The following is an 11956-nucleotide window of genomic DNA, read 5'->3' on the forward strand; positions in this document are numbered from 1 at the left end:
GACCTCGAAGAGCGGGGCGCGGCCCAGCATGCCGGCCTCGAAGTGTGCACGGCCAGTACGCAGGCGCTGCTCGGCGTGCTCACGCCACTGGGCGGCGGCGTCCGCCCCGCGCTGCTGGGACACGGCCTGCTCGAACACGCCGGGGTGGGCGTAGACGATGAGCGCGCCGACGTGGCCGAAGCCGAGCGAGGTCAGCGCCGCGGCCTTCACGCTGTGGCCCGCAGAGCCGAGGTCCAGCGGGGAGCGCAGCCACACCAGGTTCGGCGCCTTCGGGGCGATAAGCGGGTCGACGCAGTCCAGGGACACGTTCGCCGGGATGCGGTGCGTGCGGAAGACGTCGATGATGCCGCCGGTTTGGAAGAGCGCGGCACCCGCTTTGGAGTGGCCGGTGAGTGTCTTCTGGGAGATGACAAACATCGGCTGATCCTCATCGCGGCCAATCGCTGGCCACAGCAGGGAGTGCAGCTCGGACTCGTTCGGGTCGTTGGCGCGGGAGATGAAGCGCTCGTCGATGCCGCCGGCGACCACGACGTCGGCCTTGCCCAGTGCACTCTTGCTGCATAACCCAGATAAAGATCCAGCCCACTCTCGACTAGGGCGAGGCGGGCTGAACGATTAAACGAAGCTTGTCACGGCGCACGACACCCCGCCAGACGGACGAACAAATGAGCAGGCAGTGAATGCGGTTGAATGGACGGTGTCAAGTTTTCGTGGCTGGGTGAATTTCCTTGCATCATCAATCGCATGTAGAAATCGCGTAGATCGTGTAGGCTCACACGCAGCACTAACAGCCCGAAAGAAGAAGAACAAGAAAGCATAAAGGAGGCGAACCGCGATGATGACCCATAACAATCAGCCGCTAGGACGCCTCTTTAAGCAACTCTTCTAACAGGCTGACTTGACCATTTCCCGGGAAAGCGGCCCTGCTTATCCCGGACGTTGGTGCCAGCCGCGCGACCCGCGCGCACAACTTATAAGTCAGCCGCCCAAGCAGGCCCTTTCTCACGAACTGCGTTACGCAAACGCAGAGAAAGGCTCTCTTATGCGCCTGCACAACTTCGCCTCCATTGTTGAAGACAAGACGGTGGCGCAGGCACAACTCGTCGCTGACCTGCCCTTCGTCTACCCACATGTGGCGCTCATGCCTGATGCCCACTTTGGCAAGGGCTCCTCGGTCGGCACTGTCTTCGGCACGCTGCGCGCCGTCATCCCGGCGGCCGTCGGCGTGGATATCGGCTGCGGCATGATTGCCGTGCGCACGGGGCTCACCCACGCGGACATCCAGGACTTCGCTCTCGAGGACCTGCGCACCGCGGTCGAAGACTCCATTCCGCTCTCGCCCGGAAACTACAACGGTTGGATCATGGACCCGCGCACCGAGGCCCGCACGCGCGAGCTCTCGCAGCTGGCCCAGGACACTGGCGTGGATCTCGGCCACTCCAAAAACTGGCGTCAGCAGCTGGGCAGCTTGGGCGGCGGTAACCACTTCATTGAGCTCTGCCTCGACGAATCCGACCGCGTCTGGCTGTTCCTGCATTCTGGCTCGCGCGGCGTGGGCAACAAGATTGCCCAGAAGCACATCAAGGCCGCGCAGCGTCACTGCGAGAAGCACTGGATCCAGTTCGCGGACAAGGACCTGGCCTACCTCGTCGAGGGCACGGAAGAGTTCGACTCCTACATTGCGGATCTCCACTGGGCACAGCACTTTGCGCTGCTCAACCGCGATGAGATGATGGACCGCTTCCTCGACTGCGTCGCCACCTGGTCCGGCGCGGATCGCGAGACCCTCGAGCTCGAGCGCATCAACTGCCACCACAACTACACCCAGCGCGAGAACCACTACGGTAAGAACGTGTGGCTCACGCGTAAGGGCGCCATCAAAGCAGACGAAGGCGACCGCGGCCTCATCCCCGGCTCGATGGGCACCGCTAGCTACGTCGTGGAAGGCAAGGGCTACCCGCCGGGCCTCAAGTCTGCGCCGCACGGCGCGGGTCGCGTCATGTCGCGCACCCAGGCCAAGGCCCGCTTCACCGAGGCGGACCTTGCCGCACGCATGGAAGGCATCGTCTACCGTCCCGGCGCCGAGTTCGTCGATGAGATTCCGGACGCCTACAAGGACATCGACTGCGTGATGGCCGATGCCGCCCAGCTCGTCGAGGTCAAGCACACCCTGCGCCAGATCCTCAACGTCAAGGGCACCTAACCTGCGCCATGATGGGACCGTCACTTTTAGTGACGGTCTCTTTTGAGCTTTCCGACGCCCCCTCCTCCTGCAGCGTCGCATCAGCACGACGCTTTGCCTTATGCAAGGAAACGAAGTGCGTGACCACTATTGATTACTGCTTATTTATCGCGAAGGGCTGGAACTGCTCGGCCGGTCGGGGGTGAAAGCTGAGTATTAAACTGCGTCGAGGCGAGTTGGCGTTCAGCATCGTCGACCAACATGAAAACATCGTCAGCGAAGTAACCGAGAAGCCCGCCCGCACCGATGACTTTCTTACGCAGAATGCCAGCGTCGGTGAGTGAATCGAGAGCATCTCGGGCCGTGCTTGTCGATGAAATCCCCAGCTCGGACTTCACGATGGACACCGTGACCAAAGGCATGGCAGGAAGCTTCTTGAGCAGTTGGAACTCCGTTGAATTCGATTTCAATGCGCGCTTGCTTCCTTGCGCAGTGCGGTGGTGATTGACCTTGTCCATCCATTCTGCTTCTAGCGCGGCGACGCTATCCGCAAGTTCAGCTGCTTTGGTGGTGGCGACTTGTGCAGCCTCGACGAAGAAAGAGATCCATGCCAGCACGTCACCCTCGCGGAATTTCGTGAGTCCGTCGACGTAACGGTCACCGAGCGTTGCCAGCACCATACTGACAGGGAGAACCGCAGCATCGGTGAGCCCTCTGCGCTGCAAAAGTGCGTGAATCATGGCTCGTCCCACGCGCCCATTCCCATCCGGGAATGGGTGGATGGTCTCGAACTGTGCATGTACGAGCGCTGCTTGAACGAGCGCGGCGTGGTCTGCCCCGTTGAAGTATTCAATGAGATCATCGAGGAGTTCTGGGACTTGCACGGGAGGCGGGGGAACAAAAGCTGCATCGATGGGGTGATAGTCAGACCCGCCAATCCAGTTTTGAGTAGTACGTACTCCTTGTAAAGGCTTTTCTGCAACGAGCGCTGTCTGCATTGCAACAATGTCATCCAGGACTAGCTCGTCTTTGTAAGCCAAGTCTGCATTGATGGTGTCGAGGATGGCGACATTGCGGGCGACAGCTGTTGCGGATTCTTTGAAACCCCGAATTCCGGAATCTGATTCACGCGCGAGGATCGCCATGGCCACTTTGTCGGAGTTAGGAGCGATTCCCTCGATCCGGGAGGAAGCGACGGCCTCAGAACGGAGCAGGAGTCGCGCAACGCCTTCAAGGGAATGGGTATTGTCTCTCATCCCAAGATTGTGAATCTCCCGCTCGATGCGAACGATACGTCGCGAGAGCTCGGACGGAAGCTTCAACGACATGCCTGCAAGTGGATCGGGAACGAAAGCGTGATACTTACCTCCTTGTTTGGCGCGTCGAGAAAGACCGCTGCCATCAGCGGGGATCCATTCCAATTCGACTGTTTTTGCCACAGCTGACTCCTCTCATGCGCTTGGGGCATTGGGGATAAGGTTTATCTCGGTAGATTGATGTCCTAGTTTACCGGGATAGCTGTTATCCCGGTGGACTGCGAGCACAAAAGATTAACGGAGCTCCAGTAACCGGTAAGATGCTTCAATGTTGTGCAGACGAGGCAGAAGCCGGATATAACCTCGAAGTCTTGCGTAAGCGGGGACGATTGATTGCTAAAGAATATTCTTCTTTGCGGTCGGCACGAGAACTGGAACAGGAGAGTTCCGAGAAGCTGAAGTGATGCTGATATGAAGGCAGCGGAATTTGAGGCCGGAGAGACGAAGCCGGCATTACACCAAGTGAGCCTTGTTATGATTATCGAAGGTTTGTCTGTGGCGGCCCCTTGATCGTGGTCTTGCCCGGTTGAGCTGTAGATTTTCGTGAATTGATAAAGGGAATAGAGGCGTCACAATGGCAAAGTTGAACCTGTGCGCAGTCGAGGAACGAACGTCGAAACTAGGTGGCCGTGCCGAATATGATCGCGAGTTCTTGTTCAATTTGCTCGAAGCCTATGGTCGCGCTAAATCTTCAATTACGCGACTGCGGTCGGGAAACCTCGATGTGGCGCAGGATCCTTCGCGAGAAGTAGCGCAGAAGAACGTTGTTTACTTCCATGAATCAGAGTCGGGACAGGCTTTCGATGATTTTGTTCGGTTGTCGACTGCGGCTCACGTCATACCTCGATGCGCAAGGTCGCAGAAGAACTCGGGATCAATCGCTCGACTTTGGGATACTGGTACAAGCAATTCGGCACCAACGTGCCTAAGGATGATGATGCATCGTCACCCGTAGAAAAGCTTGCTGATGCGGAAAGAATTCGCCAGTTAGAACGCGAAAACAAAAGGCTTCGTGAAGAGCGCGATATTCTGCGCAAGGCCGCGAAGTATTTTGCGGAAGAGACGACCTAGTGATCCGCTTCCAGTTCGCCTGTGACAATCTCGCCGACTACTCGGTCAAGCGGATGTGCACAGTCCTGGGCCTAAATCGGTCTTCGTACTACAAATGGAAGAAATCGGCTCCGCGGCGCCGTGCGCGCCTTGTAGATGACGCTGTGATGGCCGCGGAGATCCAGGCCATTTTCGATGCTGAAAACGGCGTGTGGGGCGCTCGTCGCATCACTGCCGAACTCAACGATCCCACACGTCGCGACGGTGCTACAACCCCTGCCAAGCGGATCAATCGCAAAAAGGTGGCCCGCTTGATGCGGGCCCAGAACCTGTTCGGATTTCAGAAGAAGCGCAGGGTCAAGACCACTGTGCGCGACAAAGGCCGGCGCGTGTTCGCAGACTTGGTGAACCGTGACTTCACCGCCTGCGCTGCAAATCGTGTGCTTGTCGGCGATATTACGTATCTGCCGATCGCAGACGGAACGAACATGTACTTAGCAACAGCTATTGATTGTTTCTCCCGCAAACTTATCGGCTTTGCTATCGCAGATCACATGCGCACCGAACTGGTAGAAGAAGCCCTCGAAAACGCTTCCCACCTGCGAGGAGGTCTAGACGGTGCGATTTTCCACTCAGATCACGGAAGCGTGTACACCTCATCGCAGTTCCAGGCAACATGCAGGCGCTTGGGCGTTACCCAGTCGATGGGCGCGGTGGGAACCAGCGCGGATAATTCGCTCGCTGAGTCGTTCAACGCGGCTTTAAAACGGGAGGTCCTCAAAGATACAAAGACCTTCGCCAATCAACTTATCTGCCGCAGAGACGTATTCCGGTGGTGCGTGCGCTACAACACGTGCCGTCGGCACACATGGTGCGGATACCAAACCCCCGATGAGTTCGAGTCCCAAGCCGCTTAAGGCCTGATAGGCTTACACCTACATTTTGTTCACCCCACGGTGTCTACTTTCCGGGGGTCGGGCTCCTTGAAACCGTCGCTCACCAGTCGCCCAGAGTTCTCTTTCTGGAAGTCCTGGATTTTGATTAGGTCTGGGAGCATTACGGTGTTTCAATCATTCCAACTGGACGGGGAGATGAGGTATATGTCGTCGAAAGTTATTTGGCTTAATCGTTCTATGGGGTAATCCTTATTTTAAGAGCATTACAGTGCAGAGTGGAACTATCAGGATTGAACTTCGTCGAGTTGAGATAGCAATGGTATTCCGCGAACCGCTGAGGTTAGCGTCATCATGGTGGCAATGAGCGCGAATGTTGAAATGAGTCCGAGTGTTGTTGAAGCTCCCCAGTGCTCAAATCCAAAGCCAGCGAGAAATGCTCCGAATGGCATGAGAAATATTCCAGGAATGGTAGAAGCTGTGGTTACTGCGCCCATTCGGTAGTCAGGGGTAATGGCGGCAGTAAAAGCCCCAATTGCAGTATTAAAAGACGCTAGGGGTAGACCCGCGATAAACAAAGCAATGATGGTGGCGACCGTATTGCTATGTAGTGTGGTAAGCACAATAAGGCTTATTGTGAAGGTAAGTAAAGCTATAGTGCCAAGTTTTCCTAGTGGTACAACCTCTGCTAGCTTGCTGGCCAAAAAAGAACCTACGATGACACCGGATCCAAAAGATGCTGAAATCAAACCGATAATGAATGCAGATTCTCCTGTAGCGCGGTATGAAAAAATCAGTACCAAGATAAAAGCTGACATTGGAATGTTGGCAACGGCTGCCACGAGAGTGATTGCGCGCAGCCCTGTGTGGCTAAATACAAAACGGAACCCATCAGTCGAGGACTTTAGAACAGAAACATTTGTGTCGTGTTCTTCGGGTAGCTGATTTGTTGACGCTGAATTAGGCTTTCGAGGAACGAGAGCGCAGGCGATGGCATGGAATGCTCCCTGGACAAAAAGAGCTAAGTGGGGGTTTAAACCGTAAAGAAGTCCGGCGCTCGGTCCGCCGAAAACTTCCGCAGTGGATTCACGTCCATGCGCGATAGCATTTGCTGTACCTAGATCGCTTGTAGGGACCATCTGCTTGATGAGACTTTGTTCGCTTGGTGCGTCGAATGCAGAGAGCGCGGAAGCGAGAACGATGCATAAAACTATGGGGAGTAACGGAAGATCACTAAAGGAGAGCATGAGAGCAATGCTGATCCAAATGATCGTTTGAGCGAGAGTAACTAGTTTTAGCACTACTGAGGGATGAAACTTATCTGTTAATGCACCGGCAAACAGGCTCAAAAGAATAAGCGAACCTGTTCCAAAAGCTGATACTGATCCTGCCAGTGTGGCGTTTTTGCTTATGTCAAAAATCAATAGTGGAACTATTACTGAAGCCATTGCATAACCAGTTTGGTTGAACGCCATTGTTCCGACTAAGCGGCGATAGCCAGGAATACTCATTAAGGTGGCCATTTCTTAGTCCTTTCATGAAGGCTAATGTTGGCAAGACGAGGGGAAATCAATGGAATATTGATTTGAATAGTCTGCAAGGTTTTGATGTAGAACTTTGCCCATAGATAAGTTGGTTCTTGAGACTAAGAACCTTAAGGCTTCGAGTGAAGCCAATGCACTGGCTATTGACACGATAGGTGCTATCGCAGCGTTAATTCCAAGAGGGGTTTCCTCGTAGAGTCCAGAAATATTATTCTGTTGCAGCCGTTGTTTTTCACTTTCTCGAAGGCATCGGTAGCACCCTGTCGTTCCGGGGACAAAAGTCGCGCAAACCGCCATCGGCCCGGCGTAGCTGCAGTCAATCCAGGGCTTTTTGGTGGCTATTGCGGCTTCTGATACCCAATATGCCGATTCGGGTGGGTTGTCGATTGCTCTTATAACTAGATCTGCTTCCTTGAAAATGGGAATTAATTCCTCTACTCCTTCAATTTTTCGCTCGATCGTACGTACTGAGCAATCGCTATTTAACTCTCTAATCCTATTTTTGAGTTCATCAGTCTTTAATTTGCCGATAGATTTTTCCGAATAAGCAATTTGTCGATTCAGGTTGGACAACTCGACAGTGTCAAAATCAACGAGAGTTATTTTTCCTATTCCACTTGCGGCCATCTGTAACGCGATGCTAGATCCAATGCCTCCGGCCCCTAAAATACAAATGCTCGACGAGCAGATAATTTCTTGAGGAGCCCATCGATCAAATTTCCCAAATCCGCCTAGCCATGAGTAGAGCGCAGTACTGCGAGAAAAACGAGTCTGTTGTTCTGGGGTTAAGTTGGGTTGAGAAATGGCCTCAATGTGTCCTAGCTGGATTAGCTTCTCGAGCAGAGTATGTGCATTAAAGGGAGAAATTCCCGTTTGCTTAGCGATCTGTTCGGTAGCTTCTTGCTGATTTAGGGTGCCGTTTAAAATTTTATTCAATTTTTGGAGATGGTGGTCTGGATCCTGGACATAGTGCCCGATTCCTGCCGTGTTTGATCCAACAACTGACCTGCCATCCCCTAGAGGCCTAACTTCATGGGCGGTCCGGAATGATATCAAGGACATTGTTCTCCTTAAAGTAAAAAGGGGGCCCGAATGTATTCAGGTCCCCGTGGTTGTCTGATGTTTTATGCCTGTCCAACGCGGTGGGCTTCCATCAGATTCTGGGTGGAAATCACTTCAAAATCGAATGACATTGGCCTCCTCCTTTCATGAGTGAAGTTACAGAAAGGGTAGCAGTGAGCCAAGGCACAGTCAATGAAAAATATAATTTAATTCTCTAAGGGGTGAACGTGTGACATATTTTATAATGTTTAAAAGGCATCTCATGTGAAGGTTGTCTGGGGTGGTGGTTTGTTGCTGTGACGTCTTTCGAATTTCCAGGGTCACAGCTTTGACTATGGCCAACTTGCCCAATGATTGCGGTGGTTGAGTGGTGTTTTTAGTGTTAGTGTTATGACGTTAAAGCGCTAACGTTTTAACGCTAACATTTTAACGCTAACGTTTCCTGACTTAGGTCATTTTAGTCAGACAGTTGGGGTAGCTTTTCGGCGAGTTCGCGGACGCCGGCGGGCAGGTCGGTTTGTGCGTGGAGTGTGTGGCCTGAGATTTCGACGGTAAACGATCGGTATTTCTTCAAGATTCGTACCAATCGCTTCAGCGACAGGCCCGAGGCTTCTTCCAACACGTGGCCTGTGGCCATCGCTGCCATCACAATGGTCAGGTGAGCGTGGATGGAGCCTTGCGATAGGTTCAGTACGCCCAGAACGCTAGAATATGCTTGGGCTTCGACTTTACGAGCGTTAAACATCTGGCCGATGAGCTGTGCTGTCGCTGTCCCAATACTTTTCGCCCAGTCTTCCAAGCGTTGCCGGTTCCACTGGGTGTTTAAGTCCTTATGGTTGTCAGGTCCACATGCTCATCCAAGGTGGAGTAGCCATAATTAGCAGGGGCAATACGATGTAAAGCAACAATCTCACCGTCGTAGAAGACATCCAGATAGTCATCAAAGAGTTGCACGTCGACGAACTTGCCCGCTAGCTTCCACGGCACTGAATACCAGTGATTGGCGATCCGGATGTGGTAGTTCATTGCGACCTTGGACTTCTTCCACCGCGACCACGACCACCGCCGGTCGGGCAACGGGCGCAGCAGCTGTTGCTCATGGTCTTCAAACAACTGGCGACGAGAGATATCCTGCCCGCGGTAGGGACGGCGATCGTTGATGAAATCGCTTTGGTCCTCGAGTGCTTTATTGAGCATGTCGAAACTGTAGAACTCCTGGTCGTCGAGGTATTCTACGCACCATTGCTGGGTAATATCCACGGCCTTTTCAATATTCGCCTTGTACCGCGGCCGGTAGCGTTTCGCCGCAGTAATACCTATCTGATAGAAATCGGCAAATGTGGAATACTCCGCAACCGGGATACGCCCCCGCAGCCCACGGGAAATCTGTTGCGTGGCTGTAAGCGCGTTATCCGGGATCAACCGCAGCGGACAACCACCGAAATACTCCAAAGCCGCACGGTGGGCTAAAAGCCACGACCGCATTTTTTGATCCGGCCACGCCGATACATGCCTCATCCCTGAGTGCGGCAATGAAGCTACAAACAAGTGCGCGGTAAACCGCTGGCCCGAGACCGGATCCACAACGACCATTCCATCGCCCGACCAGTCCACCATGAGCTCGTCACCGGGATCGTGATTCAGTTGCGCTGACAGCTGATGAACATCGACATAATGCTCAAACAGCGAACAGTACTGTCGATACGAATAATGACGCTGACCAGTACCAACAGGTAACTTCAGGTACTTGGCGTGCGCGACTTTCAACGTCACGCGCTTGCCAGAGACCATCCGCTCGGCAACCTTTTTGAAATCCGGTGCGAGGAACTCCGCATCGTTGCGACGCCGGTTATCCGGAAATAGCTCCTCTAACTGGGCATTCGACAATCCAGCAATCCCACGAGCATCGATTTGATGGTCCCTTACAACGCGACTGCCCTTATCAATCGTCGACTTCGAGACCCCTAAATCGGCTCGAATCTGGTTCCAGGAACGATTCCCGGCAACCAAGGCAAACATGATGGCACGGTAATCCGTCACCACCATCACTCCTTCCACGTGAACGCGATCCACACGTACACACTGCGCGGGCCGTCCACTAAAGAGTGCCCAAAAACTACCCCCGGTACCCGATATCCGCACCGGTCGGTACTCGATACCGCCCTACCGGTACTAAATAGCGTCGCGCGTCATGAGTCTTCGTTTAAAGACTATTGGAAACAGAACGATGCTGAAGGAAGCTATCAAGCTAGACGGCGGATTCTTAGCGCAATATTTGATCCGTTTGAGAGGCATGTCGAAGGCCTCGAAGATGCGCAGCTTCAAGGAAAATTGGTTTCTCCTGTTAGCCCGCGGGATTCTATCGGATGGGTGCGGATTGATACAGAAATCAAGGAGCTCCGTGAGAAGTTTGCTTTTGCAAATACTCAAAGTGACTTCAGTGATGTCGGTAATCGGGTGGTTCGCATTCTCGATGAATTGTTAGCGGACATGAAAAGCTGACCGGAGGCGGACATAAAAAAGTCCGCCTATGGCCATGAGAAACTGACCAGTGGCGGACACCACGGGGGCAGGGCGTGTTCGAATGATTGACTCGTCCTGTTGGAGTATGGTAAGCGAACTTATCCCCTCTGGTTCAGAGCCCTGTTGTGACGTCGATCTAGCGCTGGGATGCTCCTCGAGTCCGAACGACGATGACGTGGTGCATCAGCCGACCGATGGGAGCCGTGTTGTTCGGTGTCGGGCGCACCTGTGGCATGAGGTCCGTGAAGCTTGGCACATGTGATTTCACGGAACGTGCCGACGGCGCGCGGCCGCGTGCTGTGGTTGCCTTCGATAGGCACGAGGAACCCGGTGTTGGAGTCACCATCGGCGACGGCGGGGCCACAGGCCTGACACCTCAACTTCACCCCTGCTTCTTCTAGAAGACAATTGCTGCTGATTAGAGACGGAGTCAGGTCCGTCCATGCTTTTCGCTAGATGAGTCCGGTTAGACTCTTCTATCGAACATCGGATGAAGACCCCTTATTTTCCTACCCCCAATAAAAACTCCCCAAACCCCTAAATCCCGTGTCCGCCACTGGTCAGTTTTTCATGTCCGCCAACATGAATTGAACCGCGTAGCCTTTGACGAAACTCGTCACTTACGGAATGGTGATGATGCGGATAAATTTAATGAGGGAAACTCAAAAACCGGCTGGCACGAGTTGTTGAAGTAGAACTTCCAGGACCAGCGAATAGTGAACTGCGTAGTTTTGTTCGTAAGGCAGTTTCGTTAGCTCATTCGATAAAACACGCACCGAACTCATCGCGCCGTGAAGCTGGCATAATCGCTGATTCCGTAATCATGCTTGTCAATATTTTTCGGCGGATGTTTGAAAGCGTGTGATGGAACATTTAATTGAAAAGCGTTGGTGAGCAAATATCGTCGCGACATAGAGCGAAACGAGGTTAGTCCGAAAGGAAAGGGCCAGTTCGTACTTGAACTGGCCCTAATTGCTAGAGGTTACGCACCCGGGAATTCACCGTTGCTGCCCAGGCGCGCATCGGCGTCGAGGAGCATGGAGATTTCCGCGGCCTTGTCGGCGTCGACGAGACCGTAGCCGTCAATCATCACCTTGGCGTCGGCGTGCGGTAGGCGGCGGCCCTCGATGACCTCGAAGAGCGGGGCGCGGCCCAGCATTCCGGCCTCGAAGTGTGCGCGGCCGGCGCGCAGGCGCTGCTCGGCGTGCTCACGCCACTCGGCAGCTGCATCCGCCCCGCGCTGCTGAGACACAGCCTGCTCGAACACACCTGGGTGGGCGTAGACGATGAGCGCGCTGACGTGGCCGAAGCCGAGCGAGGTCAGTGCCGCGGCCTTCACGCTGTGGCCCGCCGCAGCGAGGTCCAGCGGGGAGCGCAGCCACACCA

At 54.1% G+C, this 11956-nt stretch carries 8 protein-coding genes and 2 pseudogenes; 3 read left to right on the forward strand and 7 right to left on the reverse strand.

Annotated elements, in window-relative coordinates:
* Positions 1-495, reverse strand: a pseudogene (locus HMPREF3056_RS11005) (hypothetical protein); the annotation flags it as partial.
* Between the two features lie 547 nt (positions 496-1042).
* Between HMPREF3056_RS11005 and HMPREF3056_RS11010 the strand changes: the two are divergent.
* Positions 1043-2203, forward strand: a complete 1161-nt coding sequence (locus HMPREF3056_RS11010; RefSeq protein WP_070754814.1) for an RtcB family protein — start codon at positions 1043-1045, stop codon at positions 2201-2203.
* Between the two features lie 140 nt (positions 2204-2343).
* Here the strand turns inward: HMPREF3056_RS11010 and HMPREF3056_RS13560 are convergent, their stop codons facing one another.
* Complete coding sequence (locus HMPREF3056_RS13560) at positions 2344-3621, reverse strand: Fic family protein (RefSeq protein ID WP_070754816.1); 1278 nt, start codon at positions 3619-3621, stop codon at positions 2344-2346.
* 720 nt (positions 3622-4341) lie between these two features.
* Between HMPREF3056_RS13560 and HMPREF3056_RS11025 the strand changes: the two are divergent.
* Positions 4342-5465: pseudogene (locus HMPREF3056_RS11025) on the forward strand (IS3 family transposase); the annotation flags it as partial.
* 263 nt (positions 5466-5728) lie between these two features.
* On the opposite strand, the gene HMPREF3056_RS13195 reads toward HMPREF3056_RS11025, so the two are convergent.
* From HMPREF3056_RS13195 to istA, 4 genes are all read right to left on the reverse strand, one after another.
* On the reverse strand, positions 5729-6964 hold the full coding sequence (locus HMPREF3056_RS13195; RefSeq protein WP_080975087.1) for an MFS transporter: 1236 nt from the start codon (positions 6962-6964) through the stop codon (positions 5729-5731).
* Between the two features lie 21 nt (positions 6965-6985).
* Positions 6986-8047: a HesA/MoeB/ThiF family protein gene (locus HMPREF3056_RS13200; RefSeq protein WP_083317819.1), complete on the reverse strand. Its 1062-nt coding sequence runs from the start codon at positions 8045-8047 to the stop codon at positions 6986-6988.
* Positions 8048-8504: 457 nt separating this feature from the next.
* On the reverse strand, positions 8505-8846 hold the full coding sequence (locus HMPREF3056_RS13635; RefSeq protein WP_070754820.1) for a hypothetical protein: 342 nt from the start codon (positions 8844-8846) through the stop codon (positions 8505-8507).
* Between the two features lie 23 nt (positions 8847-8869).
* Positions 8870-10087, reverse strand: coding sequence for an IS21 family transposase (gene istA / locus HMPREF3056_RS11035; protein ID WP_168167379.1), 1218 nt, complete (start codon positions 10085-10087; stop codon positions 8870-8872).
* An 18-nt stretch (positions 10088-10105) separates the two neighbouring features.
* Here istA and HMPREF3056_RS13815 point away from each other — a divergent pair, with 18 nt between their 5' ends.
* The gene (locus HMPREF3056_RS13815; protein WP_246822517.1) at positions 10106-10549 is read left to right on the forward strand and encodes a hypothetical protein; all 444 of its coding nucleotides are present in this window, start codon (positions 10106-10108) and stop codon (positions 10547-10549) included.
* A 1003-nt stretch (positions 10550-11552) separates the two neighbouring features.
* On the opposite strand, the gene HMPREF3056_RS13820 is transcribed toward HMPREF3056_RS13815, so the two are convergent.
* Positions 11553-11956: hypothetical protein (locus HMPREF3056_RS13820; protein ID WP_246822518.1), on the reverse strand; the 404-nt coding region annotated here is incomplete at its 5' end.

The sequence above is a fragment of the Corynebacterium sp. HMSC056F09 genome (assembly GCF_001815785.1).
Classification (GTDB): domain Bacteria; phylum Actinomycetota; class Actinomycetes; order Mycobacteriales; family Mycobacteriaceae; genus Corynebacterium; species Corynebacterium hiratae.